We start from the raw sequence: 18,922 nt of genomic DNA, 5'->3' as shown, positions 1-18,922 counted from the left end.
CGCGCGCCGACCACAATCCGGGGAGTCACACATGTCGAAGTCCAGCTCACGCGCACGCCGGCGCGTGCTCGCATCCGCCATCCTAATCGCCGTGGCCTGCGGCGCCGCCGCGCCGGTGTTGTCCGCCGAACGACTCGATCTCAGCGGCCTGAACACCGCCGACCGCCACGACCGCTTCATCGTGAAGTACCGGGACGATGCAGCCGTCCGCAGCAACCCCGCGGCCCTGCAGTCGGCCCTGCAGACCGCCGCACGTGCGTTGCCGGAGGCGGGCGCGGACCGGCTCGCGATCCGCGCGCTGCGCCGGATGGGCACCGGGGCCGACGTGGTCACCACGGGCCGCGCGCTCGACCGGGTCGAAGCCGAACAGCTGATGCGCCAGATCGCCGCCGACCCGGCGGTCGAATACGTCGAGGTCGACCGTCTGCTGCAGATCGCGCTCACGCCCAACGATCCGCGCTACAGCCAGCAGTGGGGCTTCTTCAACGCCACCGGCGGCATCCGCGCCGATCAGGCCTGGGACGTGTCGACCGGCGAGGGCATCGTCGTCGCCGTGCTGGACACCGGCAGTACCAGCCACAGCGATCTCAACGGCAACACCATCGCCGGCTACGACATGATCAGCGACGCGACCGTCGCGGGCGACGGCGGCGGGCGCGATGCCGACCCGGCCGACCCGGGCGATTTCTACGGCGGCGATCCGTCCAGCTGGCACGGCACCCATGTCGCCGGCACCGTCGCCGCGCTGACCAATAACCGCGTCGGCGTGGCCGGTACCGCGTTCGGCGCGAAGGTGTCGCACGTGCGCGTGCTGGGCCGGGGCGGCGGCTACACGTCCGACATCGCCGACGGCATCATCTGGGCGTCCGGCGGCAGCGTGCCCAACGTGCCGGCCAATGCGAACCCGGCCGAGGTCATCAATCTCAGCCTCGGCGGCGGCGGCAGCTGCGGCGCCACCACCCAGAACGCGATCAACGGCGCGGTGTCGCGCGGCACCACGGTCGTCGTGGCCGCCGGCAACAGCAATGCCAACGTCTCCGGCTTCACCCCGGCCAACTGCGCCAACGTGATCGCCGTGGCGGCCACCGACCAGAACGGCTCGCGCGCGAGCTTCTCCAACTACGGCACCGGCATCGACGTCTCCGCGCCGGGCGTGGGCATCGTGTCCACGCTCAACAGCGGCAGCACGACGCCGGGCGCGGAAAGCTACGCGTCCTACAACGGCACCTCGATGGCGGCGCCGCACGTCGCCGGCGTGGTGGCCCTGATGCAGGCGGCCGCGCCCAGCCCGCTGAGCCCGGCGCAGGTCGAGTCCATCCTCAAGAGCACCGCGCGGCCGTTGCCGGGCACGTGCTCGGGCGGCTGCGGCGCGGGTATCGTCAATGCCAAGGCCGCGGTCGATGCGGCCGCCGGCAATGGCGGCACACCGCCCGGCCCGGATCCGGGCACCGGCCAGCTGGCCAACGGCGTGCCGGTGACGGGCGTGTCGGGGGCTGCCGGCAGCACGCGCTACTGGACGGTCACCGTGCCGGCGGGCGCCACCAACCTGTCGATCACCACCGCCGGTGGCACCGGGGATGCCGATCTCTACGTTCGCTTCGGCAGCCAGCCCACCACGGCGACCTACGATTGCCGGCCCTACCAGACCGGCAATGCGGAAACCTGCACCTTCGCTGCACCCCAGGCCGGGACCTACCACGTGATGCTGCGCGGGTACTCGGCGTTCTCGGGCGTGTCGCTGACCGCCGCCTTCACCGCTTCGAGCGGCGGTGGCAGCGTGCTGCAGAACGGGGTGCCGGTGTCGGGCCTGTCCGGCGCGGCGAGCAGCACGCGCACCTACACGCTGAACGTTCCGACGGGCGCGTCCAATCTCCAGTTCGCCCTGTCGGGCGGCACGGGCGATGCGGACCTGTACGTCCGCCGCGGCGCGGCGCCGACGACTTCGGCCTACGACTGCCGGCCCTACCAGACCGGCAACAACGAGACCTGCAGTTTCGCCGCGCCGCAGGCGGGCACCTGGTACGTCACCGTGCGCGGTTACAGCGCGTATTCGGGGGCGACGCTGCGCGGCAGCTACAGCGGCGGCAACTGACGGCAGCGGCTTCCCACCCCGGACGGACCATCCGGGGTGGGCGGCGGCTCAGGGCAAGGGTTCGAAGCGGTTGGCCTCGACGTTCTTGCGGACCTTCAGCGGATCCCAGATACGGCCGTTCATCGCCACGTAGACGCCGGGCGGCCGGGACTGCACCGCGCCGACGGCGGTGCCGATGTTGAATTCGGCATCCGAGCCGCGGAAGCTCGCCGGGCTCAGTGCGCCGGTCAGCACGATGGTCTTGTCGGCGATCGACGCCAGCACCTTCGCCGTCTCGACCATCGAGTCGGTGCCGTGGGTCAGCAGCACGTGGCGCGCCGGCTGCGCGGCGATCGTCGCGCGGATCAGTTCGCGGTCGGCATCAGTGATGTGCAGAGAATCCTTGCGGATGATCGGAATCACCCGGAACCGGAACGCGACGCCGAGCTCCTCGAGCATGCGTCCGATCTGCGGTTCGCCCACCTGGTAATCCGACTTGTCGTCGAAGTAGATCTTGTCGATCGTGCCACCGGTGGTGACGATCAGCAGCTCGTCCATTTGTGTCGAGGTCTGTACGGAATCAGAGGAGATGATACGGGGAGTGGGATCGGCGATCCGTCACTGGGGGTTCGACACGGCCGTGCACCGGCTTACGAATCACCAATCACCAGTCACCAATCACGAACCCCCGCGCTTGCGCCCGAACCGTGTCCGGATCCCGGGCAGGCTGGCCGAGAACACCACCGCGAGCGACAAGGCGATGCCCGCCCACGGATAGAGGCCCAGTTCGGGGTGCGACCAGGCGTACATCACGCCGTGCGAAAACCAGAACAGCGCGGCGATGCCCGACCACAGCGGCGCACTGGCCAGACCGCGCAGCACGGCCGCCAGCAGCACCAGCGGCGGCAGTACGAACACCAGCAGGGCGGCGCCGAAATGCGGATCGTCCCGGTGCCACAGCACGTACAGCACGGCGATCAGCGCCAGCGAGGCCGCCAGCACGCGGCGGGACGGCGATGCGCTCACGTGCGGAGAACCGCCGCCAGCTGCGCGATCCGCCGGCCGAGCGCGCGCGCCAGTACCGCTTCGTCCTCGGTGGGCTGGGGATCGTCGTGCGGCCCCGAGACATGGCTGGCGCCGTAAGGCGTGCCGCCGCCGCGCGTGGTGGTCAACGCGGGCTCGGTGTAGGGAATGCCGGCGATCACGCAGCCGTGGTGCAGCAGCGGCACCAGCATCGTCAGCAGCGTGGCTTCCTGCCCGCCGTGCTGCGTGGTGGTGGAGGTGAACACTCCGGCCGGCTTGCCGACCAGCGTGCCGCTGGCCCATTCGCCGCCCGTGCCGTCGAGAAAGTACTTCAGCGGCGCGGCCATGTTGCCGAAGCGGGTGGGGCTGCCGAGCAGCAGACCGGCGCATTCGGCCAGGTCCGCGCGCTCGACATAGGGCGCGCCGTCCTCGGGCACCGGCGGCGCGGCCTGCTGGGTGATCGCGGCCACCGGCGGCACGGTGCGCAGGCGGGCCGACATGCCGTCGACCTCGCCGATGCCGCGCGCGATCTGGCGCGCGAGCCGCGCGACCGAGCCGTTACGGCTGTAGTAGAGGACCAGGATCTCGGGCATGACACGGGCCTGTGCAGCGGGTGAGGCAGTGTGACAGGGCGTCCGCGCGCTGTCCGCCCTGCGCGCTTGGCACGCGTTGCGGGCACGCCGATCGGACACCGGCGCTTTGCTACGCTGCGCCGATGGAACCGCTGGACACCCTCACCCGCTGGGCCGAACGTGCGATGGATCGCGCGCGCGCGCTGACCTTCGCGCGGTTCCTGTGGCGCCGGTTCCTCGACGACCGCCTGTTCGAAGCCGCCGGTGCGCTGGCCTTCACCACCGTGTTCGCGCTGGTGCCGCTGTCGATGGTGGTGTTCGGCGTGCTGGCGGTGTTCCCGGCGTTCGGCCAGTGGCGCGACCAGCTCAGCGACTACATCTTCTCGAACTTCGTGCCCGACTCGGCGCGCGCGGTCGAAGACGTCCTGCTGCAGCTCTCGACCAACACCGCGCAGCTGACGACGATCGGCGTGATCGCCCTGGTGATCTCGGTGCTGGTGACGCTGGTGAGCGTCGAGACCACGTTCAACCGCATCTGGCGGGTGAAGTCGGCGCGGCCGACGTTCGCGCGGTTCCTCGTCTACTGGACGGTGCTCACGCTCGGCGCGCTGGTCGCCACCGCCAGCCTCGCGGTCTCGGCGCGGTTCTTCGCGCTGGAGATCTTCAGCACCGACTCCGGCCAGTTCCTGCGCAGCGCCATGCTGTGGGCGGCGCCGATGCTGATCGAACTGGCGGCATTCACCACCTTGTTCCGCGTGGTGCCGCACCGCACCGTGCAATGGCGTCACGCGCTGGCCGGCGCCGCGCTCGCGGTGCTGCTGTCGGAAATCGTGAAGTGGGCGATCGGCCTGTACCTCGGCAGCTTCGACGCCTACGAGCGCATCTACGGCCAGATCGCATTCCTGCCGATCTTCCTGCTGTGGGTGTACTTGAGCTGGGTGGCGATCCTGCTCGGCGCCTCGTTCGCGGCGTCGATCTCGGCCTTCCGCTACCAGCCCGCGCATCTGCGCCTGCCGCGCGGCTACGAGCTCTACGGCCTGCTGCGCATGCTCGGCCGCTTCGCGCACGCCCGTACCGGCGGCCGCGGCCTGCACAGCGACGAAATCCAGGCGCTGGAGCCCATGCTCACCGACACCCTGGTGCAGCAGATGCTGGCCCAGCTGGAGGAGATCCGCCTGCTGCAGCGTGCCGAGACCGGCGAATGGCTGCTGGCGCGCGACCTCGACGACATGACCCTGGCCGATCTCTACGAAGCCTGCCACCTGCGCATCCCGATCAACGAGGCGCACCTGCCGTGCCGCGACGATGCCCTCGGCATCGCCGCCGCCGGTGCACTCGACGATCTGCGCATCCCGCTGCGCGACCTGCTCAAGCGTCGCGTCGCCCGCCTGTACGACCCGCCGGAGACCCCCGCATGATCCGCCGTAGCGCCCTCTGTGCCGCCCTGCTGCTCGCACTTGCCGCCTGCCAGCGCGGGGCCGACGACACCCCCGCCGATGCCGCACCGACCGGCACCGCGCAGGCCACGCCCGGCGTCGATCGCGCTGCGGCCCCGTCGCGCGAACAGCCGACGCTGCGCGTCGACACGCTCGACGGCGGCGTCTTCGATCTCGCCGACCATCGTGGCCGCTGGGTCGTGGTGAACTTCTGGGCGACCTGGTGCGCGCCGTGCCTGAAGGAGATGCCCGAGCTGTCGGCGCTCGATGCGATGCGCGAGCACATCCAGGTCGTCGGCCTGGCCTACGAGGAGATCGAGCCCGACGCCATGCGCGCGTTCCTGGACGAGCGCCCGGTGGTGTATCCGATCGCGATCCTGGATCCGTTCGCGCCGCCCGCGGACTTCGAAACCCCGAAGGGCCTGCCGATGACCTACCTGATCGCGCCCGATGGCCGGGTGGCCAAACAGTTCCTCGGCCCGGTCACCGCCGAAGGCATCGAGGCGATGATCGCCGAGGCCGGCGGGCCGCCCGTGCAGGCCTGAGCGCGACCGCCCGCGTCGGTATCGACTGGCGGGGCGGGTGCGCCCTTCCGCGTCGCGGCGCCGCGCGCGGCCATGGCCTTGGCCTGGCGTCGAGGCGCGAAGTCCGGGAGGCGCGTGACCATCGTCGAGCTCGAGAGTCGGATGTGAGGACGCGCGGACGGCGCCGGCGCATCGGCGCCGGTCGCGCCCGGCCGGCGGATCGACGATGTCGCGGGGCGAGCGCGTCGGGTTGGGTGATCCGCCGGTGTCGGCGCCGCGCCGCGCACGCGTGCGTGCGGCCGCTCAGGTCTTCGAGGGTTCGCGGTCGCGCGCGGCCGCGTCCACTTCGAGCGGCGGCAGCGGCGGCACCAGCGCATAGCACTCGCTCGCGGGGGGCGCGTGCAGGGGTGGAAAGTGTGGCAGCGCCGTATCCACCTGCAGGTCGGGCAGGCGATCGAGCAGATCCCGGATCAGCGTGAGCCGGCCGCGCCGCTGGTCGTTGAAGTCCACCAGCGTCCACGGCGCATACGGCGTGTGCGTGGCCGCGAGCATGGTCTCGCGTGCCCGCGTGTAGTCGTCGTAGCGCGCGCGCGCGGCCAGATCCATCGGCGAGAGCTTCCAGCGCTTGAGCGGATCGGCCAGGCGCTCGGCGAAGCGCTTTTCCTGTTGCGCCTGGTCGCAGCCGAGCCAGTACTTGAACAGCAGGATGCCGTCGTCCACCAGTTGGCGCTCGAAGGTCGGCGCGTCGCGCAGGAACGCGGCGACCTGCTGCGGCGTGGCGAAGCCCATCACCGCCTCGACGCCGGCGCGGTTGTACCAGCTGCGGTCGAACAGGGCGATCTCGCCGGCGGCCGGCAGGTGTTCGACGTAGCGCTGGAAGTACCACTGGCTCTGCTCGCGGTCCGAGGGCTTCGGCAGCGCGGTCACCCGGCACTGGCGCGGGTTCAGATGTTCGGAGATCGCCTGGATCGTGCCGCCCTTGCCGGCGGTGTCGCGGCCTTCGAACACGATCAGTATCCGCTGGCCGCAGACCTGCACCCAGTGCGCCATCTCCGCCAGCGCGACCTGCATCGGTGCCAGGGCCGCCTCGTAGTCCTTGCGCTTGAGTCGCTTCACGACGCGTCTCGGGCTGCGGTCTTGTTGCGGCGCGCACGCTCGGCACGCATGCCGGCCATGCCGCGCGCCACCTCGAGCAGCGCGCCCTGCTGCCGTGTGTCGAGTGCCCGATAGGCCGCCAGCAACGTGTGCTCACCCTTGGTACGCGCCGGATCGAAGGTGCTGGCCAGCGTGGCGAGCAGGGCGCCGACCGGAACGCCGAACGTGCGTGCGAGGGCCTCGATCTGCTCGGCGGCCGGTGCCTTTTCGCCGCGCATCCAGGCCGACACCGTCGCGGCGCCCACGCGCGGAATCGCCGCGGCGATCTCGCCCGCGGTCAGGCCGCGGGCCTTGGCGAGCAGGCGCAGGGTCTGGTCGAGGCCCACCGTCATTCCTTCAGGCGTGGCCGGATCGTGGCGAGATTGCAGGGCTTCGTGCGGGCGTCGAGCTGCTGGCGGATGATCTTCTCCCACGCGGTGCGGCAGGCCGACGTGGAGCCGGGCAGGGCGAAGACGAAGGTCGCATTGGCCAGGCCGGCGAACGCGCGCGACTGCAGGGAGGAGGTGCCGATCTCGTCGAACGAGATCGCGCGGAACAGTTCGCCGAAGCCGGGCATCTCCTTGTCGAGCAGCGGCCGCAGCGCCTCGGGGGTCGAATCGCGTCCGGTGAATCCGGTGCCGCCGGTGACCAGGATGCCGTCGATCGTCGGATCGGCGATCCACTTCGAGACCAGGGCGCGCATCGCATAGCGGTCGTCGGGAAGCAGGGCGCGCTCGGCCAGGATGTGGCCGGCCTCGCCGAGCGCGCGGGCGAGGTAGTCGCCCGAGCTGTCGGTTTCGAGGCTGCGGCTGTCGGAGACGGTCAGCACGCCGATGTGCAGGGCGATGGTGTGGTCGAGTGCGGTCATGCGCGCAGCCTAGCGCATCACCGGATGACGCCGCGTGCGTGCAGGCGGTGTCAGCTGCCCCGGGTGAGTTGGGCCAGCGCGTCGGCCTGGTGCTCCTGCGACAGCCGTTCGACCAGCGGGTCGAGTGCGCCTTCGAGCACGTTCGGCAGGTCGTACAGGGTGAGGCCCTCGACGCGGTGGTCGGTGATGCGGCCCTGCGGATAGTTGTAGGTGCGGATGCGCTGGCTGCGGTCGCCGCTGCCGACCTGCAGCTTGCGGATCTCGGCCGTCGCGGCGGCGCGGCGCTCGGCCTCGGCTTCGGCGAGCATCGCGCGCAGGCGCTTCATCGCCTTGTCGCGGTTGGCGTGCTGGCTGCGCTCGGTCTGCGACTCGACGACGACGCCGGTCGGCAGGTGGGTGATACGGATCGCCGAGTCGGTCTTGTTGACGTGCTGGCCGCCGGCGCCGGACGAGCGGAAGGTGTCGATCTTCAGATCGGCCGGGTTGAGCACGATGTCGACCGAGTCGTCCTCGACCGGAATGATCGCCACGGTCGCGGCCGAGGTGTGGATGCGGCCCTGCGATTCGGTTTCGGGCACGCGCTGCACGCGGTGGGTGCCGGACTCGAACTTCAGCCGCGCGTAGGCGCCGGCCCCGTCGACGGCGGCGATGATCTCGCGATAGCCGCCGTGTTCCCCGGGATTCGCCGATTCCACGTCGATGCGCCAGCCGTGGCGCTCGGCGTAGCGCGTGTACATGCGGAACAGGTCGCCGGCGAAGATCGCCGCCTCGTCGCCGCCGGTGCCGGCGCGGATCTCGAGGTAGAGGCCGCCGTCGTCGCGCGCGTCGCGTGGCACCAGCAACGCCAGCAGCTGCGATTCCAGCACCGCGAGGTGGGCGTCGGCGGCGGCGATCTCGTCTTGCGCCAGTTCACGCATGTCGGGGTCGTCGAGCATCGCGCGCGCGGCCTCGAGATCGTCGCGGGTGCGGCGCTCCTCGGCCAGCGCCGCCGCCACCGGCTCGAGCTGGGCGAACTCGCGCGACAGCGCGCGGAAGCGGCCCTGGTCGGCCACCGTGGCCGGGTCGGACAACAGGCGTTCGAGTTCGTCGCGGCGTTCGGCCAGCGCCTCGAGCTTACGGCGCAGGGTCGGCAGCATCGGGATCCAGGAGGGCGGTATCGGAACGCGGTGCCAGCACCTGTTCCAGGCGTTCGGCCAGGGCGTCGTCGCCGTGTAGCGCCGCTTCGCGCAGGGCCGCGGTCGGCAGGTGCAGCAGGCGGTTGGTCAGGCCGTGCGCGAGTTGCTCGAGTACGGCGTCGGGCGACTGGCCGGCGGCCAGTTGCTGCCGCGCACGCGCCAGCGCGTCGCTGCGGATCGCCTCGCCCTGAGCGCGCAGCCGGCGTACCGGCGCCAGACGCCCGCTGGCCGCGCGGGCCTCGCCGTAGCGGGTGACCTGCAGATCGATGATGGCTTCGGCGTCGTTCGCCGCCTCGCGGCGTCCGCGGCGGTTGTCGTCCAGGGTGCGTTCCAGATCGTCGACGGTGTACAGGAACACGTCGCGCAACTCCGCCACATCCGGCGCGATGTCGCGCGGCACGGCCAGATCCATCAGCAGCATCGGCCGGTGCTTGCGCGCATCCAGCGCCGCGGCGACCTGTGACCGGGTTAGCAACGGGACGCGGCTTGCGGTCGCGGTGAGCACGATGTCGGCCAGGAACAGATGGCGATCGAGCTCGTCGAGCGGCAGGGCGATGCCGCCGTGGCGCGCGGCAAGGTCCTGGGCGTGGGCATAGGTGCGGTTGGCGACCAGCAGGCGCTTGACGTTCGCCTGTGCGAGATGGCGCGCGGCGAGTTCGATGGTTTCGCCGGCCCCGATCAGCAGCACCGCCGAATCCGAGGGGCGCGCGAACGAGTCCTGGGCCAGCCGCACCGCCAGCGACGCCACCGACACCGGACTGGTGCCGATGCGCGTCTCGCTGCGCGCGCGTTTGGCGGTCACGAACGCATGCTGGAACACGCGGTCGAGTTCACCGCCCAGCGTGCCGACGCTGCGCGCCGTGGCCCAGGCCTGCTTGACCTGGCCGAGGATCTGCGGCTCGCCGAGCACCAGCGAGTCGAGGCCGGTGGCCACGCGGAACAGGTGTCGGGCCGCGGCCTCGTCCCGGTAGCGGTAGAGATAGGCGTGCAGGCCGCCGCCCGCCAGGGCGGCATCGCGGTCGGGGTGGGTGGCCAGCCAGTCGGTGAGTGTCGTGCCGTCGTCGTCGGCGATGGCGTAGAGCTCGGTGCGGTTGCAGGTCGACAGCAATGCCGCTTCGCGCACCCCGGGCAATGCGCGCACCTCGGCCAGCGCAGCGGCGAGCGCATCGCCGGAGAACGCGACACGCTCGCGCAGGGCGACCGGCGCGGTCTGGTGGTTGATGCCGAGTGCGAACAGGGGCATGGACTGGGCTGGCGAGCCTGGGCGACATCCGCGTTCAGGCGCTTGCGATAAGCTTCCGGTGAAGGCGCCCATTTTACGGCCCGGTTGCCCCAGATGCCCGTTTTCGACTCCGTTTGGTCCGCGTCGCTGCGCGCGGCGCTGCTGGTGCCCGTGCTCGGAATCGCCTGCGCCGCCCAGGCCCGCCCCCCGGTCACGACCGGCGACAGCCTCCAGGACGATCTGCTCGGCGCCACCCTCGCCGGTGAATTCGCCGTCCAGGCCGGACGGCTGGCCGAGGCGGCCGACTGGTATCTGGCCGCGGCGCGGCAGTCCGACGGTGATGCCGGGCTGGCCGAGCGCGCGACCCGGATCGCCTTGCTGGCCGGCGACGACCGCCGCGCCGCGCAGGCGCTGGACCTGTGGCGCCGGCACGCGCCGGACTCGCTGCCGATGCGGGCTGCCGAAGCGACGCTGTCGCTGCGCAGCGGCCGTGACCGCGCCGCGCGCCGCCAGCTCGACGCCCTCCTGCGCAGTGACGATCCGACCGGGTGGCGGCACGCCTTCACGGTGCTCTCCGGCGGCGGACGCGATCCGGCCCAGGCCGCCCGTCTGCTCGAGCGCATCGTCGCCGACGACGCGATTCCCGACGTGCTCCAGGCATGGATGGCCTTCGGCGGTCTGGCCCAGCGGCTGGACCGGGTCGACCTGACCGAGCGCATCCTCGATGCCATCGTCGCCAAGTTCCCGGGTGAGCCGCGCGTCGCGCTGTTGCGCGCCAGCCAGCTGCGCGAAGCGGGCCGTCCCGACGACGCGCGTGCGGCGCTGGCCGCGATGGGCGAAGACGCCGCGCTGATCGCGCCCGACGTGCGGCTGGCCATCGCGGTGGAATACGAGGCCCTGGGCGATTTCGCCGATGCCGAACGCACCCTGGGCACCGGCCCCCAGGACGGCCGCACCTACGTCCTGCGCGCCTCGCTGCTGGCGCGCGCGGAGAACAGGACCGCGCTGGCCGCGCTGTACGAGGAGGTCAAGGCCGCCGCGCTGACGCCCAACCCCGCGCAGCGGCTGCTGCTGGGCCAGATGGCCGAGTATCTGGAGCAGTTCGACGAGGCGCTGACGTGGTACGACACCGTGCCGGGCGGGCCGGAGCGTCAGCAGGCCCGGATCCGCGGCGCGCGCGTGCTGCACGAACTCGAACGCCGCGACGAGGCCTGGCAACGCCTGCGTGCGCTGCAGACCGACGGTGCGGCCGAGGAGGACACGCGGCGCGACGCCTATCTGCTGGAAGCCGAGCTGCGCCGCCAGGACGACGATCCGGTCGAGCTCGATGTCTACAACCGCGCGCTCGGCGCGATGCCCGACGATCCGGCGGTGCTCTATGCGCGCGCCCTGATGTGGGAGCGTCGCGACGACATCGCCCGCGCCGAAGCGGACCTGCGTCGCATCCTGGTCCAGGACCCGGAGAACATCGCCGCGCTCAACGCGCTGGGCTACACGCTGGCCGACCGCACCCAGCGCTACACCGAGGCGCTGGAACTCATCGACCGCGCGCGCCTGGCCGAGCCCGACAACGCCGCGATCATCGACAGCTACGGCTGGGTGCTCTATCGCCTGGGCCGTCACGCCGAGGCGCTGGTCGAACTGCGGCGTGCGTATTCGATGATGAAGGATGCCGAGGTTGCCGCGCACATCGCCGAGGTGCTGTGGGTGATGGGCCGCCGTGACGAGGCCCGCCGGTATTTCGACGAGGCGCGCGCGATCGATCCGGAGAACCGCTCGTTGCTGCGCGCACTCGAGACGACCGGCGCATGAGGGCCCGTGGACTCGCCGCAGCGGCGCTGGTCGTCGCACTTACGGCCTGCACCAGCGTGCCGGTGCGCCCGCCCGCGCAGACCGCGGTGCTCGATGCCGAGGCCCGGGCGGGGGCCGAGGCGCGTCTGGTCGCTCGCGAGGCGGCAGTGCGCGCGCTGCCGGAATTCGCATTTGCCGGCCGGGTGGCGATGTCGAACGGCCGCGACGGCGGCAGCGGGCGCATCGACTGGCGCCAGGCGGGCGACCGCTTCGAGGTGTCGCTGGCCGCGCCGGTCACCCGGCAGAGCTGGCGCCTGAGCGGCGATCCGCGCGGCGCCCGGATCGACGGGCTGGAGGGCGGGCCGCGCGACGGCGCCGATGTCGGGCAGCTGTTGTGGGAGGCCACCGGGTTCGACATTCCGGTGGCCGCGCTGGCCGCGTGGGCGGCGGGCACCCGGGCCGACCCGGCGCAGGCCGGCGAGGCCGAACTCGAATTCACCGCCGACGGCCAGCTCGCCCGGCTGCGGCAGGGTGGGTGGACGATCGACTACATCGACTGGCAGCCGGTCGCGGCCGAGGGCGCGCCGGTGCTGCCGGTGCGGATCAACGCCGCGCGTGACACCGCGCGCGTGCGCCTCGTCGTCGATGCCTGGTCGCTCGACGCCGCCGCCTCGCCATGACCGCTCCGTCCGCGGGCGACGGCTGGCGCGCCTGGCCGGCGCCGGCCAAGCTCAACCTGTTCCTGCGCATCACCGGGCGGCGCGCCGACGGCTACCACGCGCTGCAGACCGTGTTCCGGCTGCTGGACTGGGGCGACACGGTGCACATCCGCCCCCGTGCCGACGCGCGCATCGTCCGGCACGGCGACACGCTCCCGGGGCTGCCGGCAGATGACGACCTCGTGGTCCGCGCCGCACGCGCGCTGCAATCTGCAGCCAATGTCGGCCAAGGGGCGGACATCGCCGTCGAAAAGCGAGTTCCATCGGGCGCTGGGCTGGGCGGCGGATCGTCCGACGCCGCGACCGTTCTCCGGGTGCTCGATCGGCTCTGGCAGCTGGGTCTCGGCGAAGACCGGCTCGCCGCCATCGGCCTGACACTCGGGGCCGACGTGCCGGTGTTCGTCCGCGGCCGCAATGCCTGGGCGGAGGGCGTCGGTGAGTCGCTGCGGCCGGTCGACCTGGCGCCCGCCTGGTATCTGCTCGCCGACCCCGGCGTGCACGTGAACACCGCCGGCCTGTTCGCCGCCCCTGAATTGACGCGAAATGCCGCGCCCGCGACAATGGCGGACTTCGTTTCAGGTGCAGCGCTCGGCAACGCGTTCGAGCCGGTTCTGCGTCGCCGGGAACCCGCCGTCGAGGCGGTGTTCGCCGAGCTGGCACGGGTCGGTACGCCGCGATTGACCGGGACGGGCAGCGGGTGCTTCGTCGAGTTCGCCACGCGCGAATCCGCCGAGGCGGCCCTCGCCCGGGTCGGGACGCGGGTGCAGGCCCGCGTGGTGGCCGGCGCGACGCGCTCGCCCCTGCTCGAAGCGTTGGATGCGTGGTGATTCGTAATTCGTGATGGGTGATTCGAACGGGCGATGCGTCGCGTGTGTCCGAATCACGAATGACCAATCACGAATCACCGCTTGCCGAAGGGGCGTCGCCAAGTGGTTAAGGCACCGGGTTTTGATCCCGGCATTCGCAGGTTCGAATCCTGCCGCCCCTGCCATCCGTGCAGTGCACGGTCCCTTCATCCGCTCGGTCAGAGCGACGCGGAACTGCAGACATGAAAGAAGAACGCAATCTCCTGATCTTCTCGGGCAATGCCAATCGCCCGCTGGTCAAGGCCGTATGCCGCGAGCTGGGCGTGCGCCAGGGCAAGGCGCTGGTGTCGACCTTCTCCGATGGCGAGGTGCAGGTCGAGATCGAGGAGAACGTGCGCCGGCAGGACGTGTTCCTGATCCAGCCCACCTGCGCGCCGTCGGCCGAGAACCTGATGGAGCTGCTGGTGCTGATCGACGCGCTCAAGCGCGCGTCCGTCGCCAGCGTGACCGCGGTGATTCCGTACTTCGGCTACTCGCGCCAGGATCGCCGCCTGCGCTCCTCGCGCGTGCCGATCACCGCCAAGGTCGCGGCCAAGATGGTCACCGCCGCCGGCGCCGACCGGGTGCTGACGATCGACCTGCACGCCGACCAGATCCAGGGCTTCTTCGACATTCCCGTCGACAACGTCTACGCCTCGCCGCTGCTGCTGGCCGACATCTGGCGCGCGCACGGCACCGACAACCTGATCGTAGTGTCGCCCGACGTCGGCGGCGTGGTGCGTGCCCGTGCGATCGCCAAGCGGCTCGATGATGCCGATCTGGCGATCATCGACAAGCGTCGCCCGCGCGCCAACGTCTCGACGGTGATGAACATCATCGGCGACGTGCAGGGCAAGACCTGCGTGCTGGTGGACGACATCGTCGACACCGCCGGCACGCTGTGCGCCGCCGCCGCCGCGCTGAAGAAGAACGGCGCCGAGAAGGTCGTCGCCTACTGCACGCACGCCGTGCTCTCGGGCGCGGCGATCGACAACATCGAAAAATCGCAGCTCGACGAAATGGTGGTCACCGACACCATTCCGCTGTCGGAGGCCGCGCGCAACTGCACGCGCATCCGCCAGCTCAGCGTCGCCGAGCTGCTGGCCGAGACGATCCGCCGGATCGCGTTCGGAGAATCGGTCAGCTCGCTCTACGTGGACTGACCTGCTGCAACGTCTCGTCTGGTCGCGGACGAGACGCTTCACCGCCGTGAGGCGGTGCCAACCTCAGAAAAGTGAAACCGAAAAATGGCTACCACGCATGAAATCAAGGTGCAGCGCCGTGAGGACGAGGGGAAGGGTGCGAGCCGCCGCCTCCGTCTCGCCGGCAAAGTGCCTGCCGTCGTCTACGGCGGCGACCTCAAGCCCGTCAGCATCGAGCTGAGCCACAACGACGTCTGGCTCGCCAGCCAGCACGAGTGGTTCTACGCCTCGATCCTCGACCTGAGCCTCAACGGCGACGTCCAGAAGGTGCTGCTGCGCGATATGCAGCGTCACCCGTTCAAGCAGCAGATCCTGCACCTGGACTTCCAGCGTGTGAACGCGAACGAGGCGATCCGCACCGCGGTGCCGCTGCACTTCCTCAACGAAGACACCTCGCCGGCCGGCAAGGCCGCCGACGTCGTGATCACGCATGAGCTCAACGAAGTCACCGTGACCTGCCTGCCGGGCGACCTGCCGGAGTTCATCGAGGTCGATCTGGCGAACATGGTGGTCGGCGACATCGTCCACCTGTCGCAGATCAAGCTGCCCAAGGGCGTCGAGATCCCCGAGCTGGCGCTGGGCGCGGACCACGACGTCGCCGTCGTCGTCGCCAAGCACGGCCGCGTGGAAGCCGAGCCGGCCGAGGGTGACGAGTCGGCCGACGTGCCGGCCACCAAGGCCGCGAAGGACGACGAGTAATCGTCACGCGGGCGTGGCTCCGGTCGCGCCCGCGTTGCCGTATCGATGGCAGCACTGCGTCTCATCGTCGGGCTGGGGAATCCCGGACCCGAATACGCACGGACCCGGCACAACGCCGGGTTCCGTCTTGTCGACGAACTCGCCGCGAGGGCGGGGGCGTCGTTCCGGCTCGACAGCAAGCTGTTCGGCGAGACCGCCAGGGTCGACATCGCCGGCCAGCCGGTCTGGCTGCTGAAGCCGGCGACCTTCATGAACCTCAGCGGCAAATCGGTCACCGCCGCACTGCGGTTCTGGAAATTCGAGCCCGAGCAGGCGCTGCTGGCGCACGACGAGCTGGACCTGCCGCCGGGCGTGGCACGGCTGAAGTTCGACGGCGGACACGGCGGCCAGAACGGGCTGCGCGACACGATGAAGCTGCTCGGCCACGGGAAATTCCACCGCCTGCGCATCGGCATCGGCCATCCCGGCAGCAAGGACAAAGTCACGCCGTGGGTGCTGGGGCGCGCGAGCGCGGACGACGACCTGCTGATCGGCCGGGCCATCGACGCTGCGATCGACGTGCTGCCGCTGGCGATGGACGGCAACTTCATGGATGCGATGACGAAGCTGCATACGGTGAAGCCGTAATTCGTGATTGGTGATTGGTGATTCGTGAGCGCACGGCGCTGCTGCTCTTTCGAATCACCAATCACGAATCACCAATCACGGATCCCAGATGGGCATCAAATGCGGCATCGTCGGCCTGCCGAACGTCGGCAAGTCGACTCTCTTCAACGCGCTGACCAAGGCGGGCATCGCCGCGGCCAACTTCCCGTTCTGCACCATCGAGCCGAACGTCGGCATCGTGCCGGTGCCGGATCTGCGCCTCAATGCACTGGCGGCCATCGTCAAGCCGCAGAAGGTGCTGCCGACGGCGGTCGAGTTCGTCGACATCGCCGGTCTCGTCGCAGGCGCCGCCAGCGGTGAGGGCCTGGGCAACAAGTTCCTGTCGCACATCCGCGAGGTCGACGCGATCACGCATGTGGTGCGCTGCTTCGAGAATCCGGACGTCATCCACGTCAACAACAAGGTCGATCCGATCGCCGACATCGAGACCATCGATACCGAACTGGCGCTGGCCGATCTGGACTCCGTGGAGCGCGCGCTGCAGCGCGCCGAGCGCTCGGCCAAGACCGGCGACAAGGACGCCAAGGTCCGCGCCGAGGTGCTCGGACGCGTGCAGGAGGGCCTGGCCGACGGCCGGCCGGTGCGTTCGCTCGCGCTGTCGGACGACGACCGCGCCGCGATCCGCGATCTGTTCCTGCTCACCGCCAAGCCGGTGCTGTACATCGCCAACGTGCTCGAGGACGGCTTCGAGAACAACCCGCATCTCGACGCGGTGCGCGCGCGTGCGGCGGGCGAGGGCGCCGAGGTCGTGCCGGTGTCGGCGGCGATCGAGGAAGAACTCTCGCAGCTCGACGACGCCGACCGCGACGCGTTCCTGGCCGATCTCGGCCTCGACGAGCCGGGCCTCAACCGCGTGATCCGTGCGGCCTACGGCCTGCTCGATCTGCAGACCTACTTCACCGCCGGCGTCAAGGAAGTGCGCGCGTGGACGGTGAAGATCGGCGCGACCGCGCCGCAGGCGGCTGCGGTGATCCACACCGATTTCGAGAAGGGCTTCATCCGCGCCGAGGTCGTCGGCTACGACGATTTCATCCGCTACAACGGCGAGGCGGCCGCCAAGGAGGCCGGCAAGTGGCGCCTGGAAGGCAAGGACTACATCGTCAAGGACGGCGACGTGATGCATTTCCGCTTCAACGTCTGATCCACCGCGGGCGTGACGGCCGAGGCGCCCCGATGGGCGCCTTTCGCGTTTCGGGGGCCGGGAACCGCGTCGCGGGCGCGGGCATCCCGATTGCGGGCGCCGCCGCCTACACTCGGCACGTCCTTTCGATGTTGCGGAGTCGTCATGCGCCTGTCGTCCCTGTCTGTTCTCTGCGTGCTCGCGATCGGTGGCGCGTGCGCGCCGGTCCCGGCGGCCGATTCGCCGCGTGCTCCGGTCGAGCCGGTGCTGGTGATCCACGGCGGCGCAGGTGTCGTGCGCGCCGGGCTGTCCGAGGCCGATGCGGCGGCTGCGCGCGAGGCCCTCGCCCAGGCGCTGCGTACCGGCCATGCCCTGCTGCGCGACGGCCGGCCTGCGCTCGATGCGGTGGTCGCGGCCATCACCGTGCTCGAGGACGACCCGTCCTTCAATGCCGGCCGCGGCGCGGTGTTCACCCACGAGGGGCGCAACGAGCTCGACGCCTCGCTGATGGACGGCGCCAGCCGTGCGGCCGGGGCGGTGGCCGGACTGCGCCGCATCCGCAATCCGATCCAGCTCGCCCGGCACGTGATGGACGATTCCCCGCACGTGATGCTCGTGGGCGAGGGCGCCGAGACCTTCGCGCAGGACCGGGGCATGGCGTTGGTGGATCCGGCGTGGTTCCACACGGACAAGCGCTGGCAGCAGCTGCAGAAGGCCCGTTCCGATGCCGACGCGGCGCGCAATGCGCAGGCGGCCGTGGCGGACGACCCGCTGCGCTACTTCGGCACGGTGGGCGCGGTGGCGCTGGATGCATCCGGCGCGCTCGCGGCCGGCACTTCGACCGGCGGCATGACCGACAAGCGCTGGGGCCGTGTGGGCGATGCGCCGGTGATCGGTGCCGGCACCTGGGCCGACGCGCGCTGCGCGGTGTCGGGAACGGGCTGGGGCGAGTACTACCTGCGTACGGCCGCCGCCCATGCCATCTGCAGCCGGGTCGAACTGCTGGGTGAAGGCGTCGACGCCGCCGCTGAAACGGTGATCAACACCGACATCCCGGCACTGGGCGGGAACGGCGGCGCCATCGCGCTCGGTGCCGACGGCCGGATGGCCCTGCCGTTCAACACCGAAGGCATGTATCGCGGCTGGATCGGCGCGGACGGCGTTCCGCATGTCGCCATCGGCCGGGACGATGTCGAAGCCATGGCGCCGGAGCCCATCGACCGGTAACATGCGCCCCCCGGCCCGCAGGCGATCGCGGGACGGCAGTTGCGGTGAGGATTCGTTGCGATGCAGCGTTGACAGAATCGCCAACTGGGCCCAAAATCGCGGGCTGTTTTCACCGGCACGAAGAAAACGCCGGAGGGATACCCAAGCGGCCAACGGGGGCAGACTGTAAATCTGCTGGCTTACGCCTTCGGTGGTTCGAATCCACCTCCCTCCACCATCTTCGGCACGGTGGAAAACAAGTGCAGTGCGACAGGTTGTAATGCGGCAGGCGGGTCCCGGTGCGGGAGTAGTTCAACGGTAGAACCTCAGCCTTCCAAGCTGATGGTGCGGGTTCGATTCCCGTCTCCCGCTCCATTGAACGTTCCATGCGGTTCCCGGATCACCCGTTTTCACATCGTTGCTCACGTAGCTCAGTCGGTAGAGCACCTCCTTGGTAAGGAGGAGGTCGAAGGTTCGATTCCTTTCGTGAGCACCATCCTTCGCGGATCCGCATGCATCGCAGGTCCGACGCGGCACGCAATCACCACTTCATCAGATTTCGAGATAGGCAGCCATGGCAAAGGGTAAGTTCGAGCGCACCAAGCCCCACGTGAACGTGGGCACGATTGGTCACGTTGACCACGGCAAG

19 protein-coding genes, 4 tRNA genes and 1 pseudogene are annotated in these 18,922 nt (G+C 70.5%); 16 read left to right on the top strand and 8 right to left on the bottom strand.

Going from position 1 to position 18,922, the window contains the following annotated elements:
• Positions 1 to 31: 31 nt before the first annotated feature.
• Both PQS31_RS12465 and PQS31_RS12460 read left to right on the top strand, forming a co-directional pair.
• Positions 32 to 1,753 (top strand): annotated as a pseudogene (locus PQS31_RS12465) (S8 family peptidase); the annotation flags it as partial.
• Positions 1,733 to 2,092, top strand: a complete 360-nt coding sequence (locus PQS31_RS12460) for a PPC domain-containing protein (RefSeq protein WP_272763249.1) — start codon at positions 1,733 to 1,735, stop codon at positions 2,090 to 2,092. The pseudogene PQS31_RS12465 and the gene PQS31_RS12460, both read left to right, overlap by 21 nt.
• 48 nt (positions 2,093 to 2,140) lie before the next feature.
• Here PQS31_RS12460 and PQS31_RS12455 read toward each other — a convergent pair whose 3' ends face one another.
• The 3 genes from PQS31_RS12455 to wrbA form a co-directional block, all read right to left on the bottom strand.
• A complete protein-coding gene (locus tag PQS31_RS12455) occupies positions 2,141 to 2,629 on the bottom strand; it encodes an asparaginase domain-containing protein (protein WP_272763069.1) in 489 nt (162 codons plus the stop codon).
• A gap of 120 nt (positions 2,630 to 2,749) precedes the next feature.
• Positions 2,750 to 3,097 carry a DUF2069 domain-containing protein gene (locus tag PQS31_RS12450; protein WP_272763068.1) on the bottom strand — a complete coding sequence of 116 codons (348 nt, stop codon included), beginning with the start codon at positions 3,095 to 3,097 and terminating at the stop codon, positions 2,750 to 2,752.
• Positions 3,094 to 3,687 (bottom strand): NAD(P)H:quinone oxidoreductase, encoded by a 594-nt coding sequence (wrbA, locus tag PQS31_RS12445; protein ID WP_272763067.1) that lies wholly within the window; start codon positions 3,685 to 3,687, stop codon positions 3,094 to 3,096. The genes PQS31_RS12450 and wrbA overlap by 4 nt, the downstream gene beginning before the upstream one ends.
• Before the next feature lie 122 nt (positions 3,688 to 3,809).
• On the opposite strand from wrbA, the gene PQS31_RS12440 reads away from it, so the two are divergent.
• Both PQS31_RS12440 and PQS31_RS12435 read left to right on the top strand, forming a co-directional pair.
• Complete coding sequence (locus tag PQS31_RS12440; protein ID WP_272763066.1) at positions 3,810 to 5,084, top strand: YihY family inner membrane protein; 1,275 nt, start codon at positions 3,810 to 3,812, stop codon at positions 5,082 to 5,084.
• Positions 5,081 to 5,647, top strand: a complete 567-nt coding sequence (locus tag PQS31_RS12435) for a TlpA disulfide reductase family protein (RefSeq protein WP_272763065.1) — start codon at positions 5,081 to 5,083, stop codon at positions 5,645 to 5,647. The genes PQS31_RS12440 and PQS31_RS12435 overlap by 4 nt, the downstream gene beginning before the upstream one ends.
• A 282-nt stretch (positions 5,648 to 5,929) precedes the next feature.
• On the opposite strand, the gene ppk2 is transcribed toward PQS31_RS12435, so the two are convergent.
• Genes ppk2 through hemA form a run of 5 tightly spaced genes read right to left on the bottom strand, consistent with a single transcriptional unit; the run spans position 5,930 to position 10,046 of the window.
• Positions 5,930 to 6,742 carry a polyphosphate kinase 2 gene (ppk2, locus tag PQS31_RS12430; protein WP_336314352.1) on the bottom strand — a complete coding sequence of 271 codons (813 nt, stop codon included), beginning with the start codon at positions 6,740 to 6,742 and terminating at the stop codon, positions 5,930 to 5,932.
• Complete coding sequence (locus PQS31_RS12425) at positions 6,739 to 7,107, bottom strand: helix-turn-helix transcriptional regulator (RefSeq protein WP_272763064.1); 369 nt, start codon at positions 7,105 to 7,107, stop codon at positions 6,739 to 6,741. Before PQS31_RS12425 ends, ppk2 begins: the two co-directional genes overlap by 4 nt.
• A gap of 2 nt (positions 7,108 to 7,109) precedes the next feature.
• Positions 7,110 to 7,628 (bottom strand): molybdenum cofactor biosynthesis protein B, encoded by a 519-nt coding sequence (gene moaB, locus PQS31_RS12420; protein ID WP_272763063.1) that lies wholly within the window; start codon positions 7,626 to 7,628, stop codon positions 7,110 to 7,112.
• 50 nt (positions 7,629 to 7,678) lie between these two features.
• Positions 7,679 to 8,764 (bottom strand): peptide chain release factor 1, encoded by a 1,086-nt coding sequence (gene prfA / locus PQS31_RS12415; RefSeq protein ID WP_272763062.1) that lies wholly within the window; start codon positions 8,762 to 8,764, stop codon positions 7,679 to 7,681.
• Positions 8,742 to 10,046, bottom strand: coding sequence for a glutamyl-tRNA reductase (gene hemA / locus PQS31_RS12410; RefSeq protein WP_272763061.1), 1,305 nt, complete (start codon positions 10,044 to 10,046; stop codon positions 8,742 to 8,744). The genes prfA and hemA overlap by 23 nt, the downstream gene beginning before the upstream one ends.
• Positions 10,047 to 10,139: 93 nt before the next feature.
• Here hemA and PQS31_RS12405 point away from each other — a divergent pair, with 93 nt between their 5' ends.
• From PQS31_RS12405 to PQS31_RS12350, 12 genes are all read left to right on the top strand, one after another.
• A complete protein-coding gene (locus PQS31_RS12405; protein WP_272763060.1) occupies positions 10,140 to 11,837 on the top strand; it encodes a tetratricopeptide repeat protein in 1,698 nt (565 codons plus the stop codon).
• Positions 11,834 to 12,496 (top strand): lipoprotein insertase outer membrane protein LolB, encoded by a 663-nt coding sequence (gene lolB, locus PQS31_RS12400; RefSeq protein WP_272763059.1) that lies wholly within the window; start codon positions 11,834 to 11,836, stop codon positions 12,494 to 12,496. The genes PQS31_RS12405 and lolB overlap by 4 nt, the downstream gene beginning before the upstream one ends.
• Positions 12,493 to 13,362 (top strand): 4-(cytidine 5'-diphospho)-2-C-methyl-D-erythritol kinase, encoded by an 870-nt coding sequence (ispE, locus tag PQS31_RS12395; RefSeq protein WP_272763058.1) that lies wholly within the window; start codon positions 12,493 to 12,495, stop codon positions 13,360 to 13,362. Before lolB ends, ispE begins: the two co-directional genes overlap by 4 nt.
• Before the next feature lie 88 nt (positions 13,363 to 13,450).
• Positions 13,451 to 13,526: transfer RNA gene (locus tag PQS31_RS12390), tRNA-Gln, on the top strand.
• Positions 13,527 to 13,583: 57 nt separating this feature from the next.
• A complete protein-coding gene (locus PQS31_RS12385) occupies positions 13,584 to 14,543 on the top strand; it encodes a ribose-phosphate diphosphokinase (protein ID WP_272763057.1) in 960 nt (319 codons plus the stop codon).
• Between the two features lie 84 nt (positions 14,544 to 14,627).
• Positions 14,628 to 15,281, top strand: a complete 654-nt coding sequence (locus tag PQS31_RS12380) for a 50S ribosomal protein L25/general stress protein Ctc (RefSeq protein ID WP_272763056.1) — start codon at positions 14,628 to 14,630, stop codon at positions 15,279 to 15,281.
• A gap of 45 nt (positions 15,282 to 15,326) precedes the next feature.
• On the top strand, positions 15,327 to 15,908 hold the full coding sequence (gene pth / locus PQS31_RS12375; protein WP_272763055.1) for an aminoacyl-tRNA hydrolase: 582 nt from the start codon (positions 15,327 to 15,329) through the stop codon (positions 15,906 to 15,908).
• An 88-nt stretch (positions 15,909 to 15,996) separates the two neighbouring features.
• On the top strand, positions 15,997 to 17,088 hold the full coding sequence (ychF, locus tag PQS31_RS12370; RefSeq protein WP_272763054.1) for a redox-regulated ATPase YchF: 1,092 nt from the start codon (positions 15,997 to 15,999) through the stop codon (positions 17,086 to 17,088).
• Positions 17,089 to 17,232: 144 nt separating this feature from the next.
• Entirely contained in the window at positions 17,233 to 18,294 is a 1,062-nt protein-coding gene (locus PQS31_RS12365) for an isoaspartyl peptidase/L-asparaginase (RefSeq protein ID WP_272763053.1), read from the top strand.
• A 131-nt stretch (positions 18,295 to 18,425) separates the two neighbouring features.
• Positions 18,426 to 18,511: transfer RNA gene (locus tag PQS31_RS12360), tRNA-Tyr, on the top strand.
• A 63-nt stretch (positions 18,512 to 18,574) separates the two neighbouring features.
• Positions 18,575 to 18,648: transfer RNA gene (locus PQS31_RS12355), tRNA-Gly, on the top strand.
• 45 nt (positions 18,649 to 18,693) lie between these two features.
• Positions 18,694 to 18,769: transfer RNA gene (locus PQS31_RS12350), tRNA-Thr, on the top strand.
• Positions 18,770 to 18,922: the final 153 nt, after the last annotated feature.

Source organism: Luteimonas sp. BLCC-B24 (assembly GCF_028550595.1).
Taxonomy (GTDB): domain Bacteria; phylum Pseudomonadota; class Gammaproteobacteria; order Xanthomonadales; family Xanthomonadaceae; genus Luteimonas.
The sequence above is the reverse complement of the archived record's forward strand: the minus strand, read 5'-3'. Positions and strand labels throughout refer to the sequence as shown.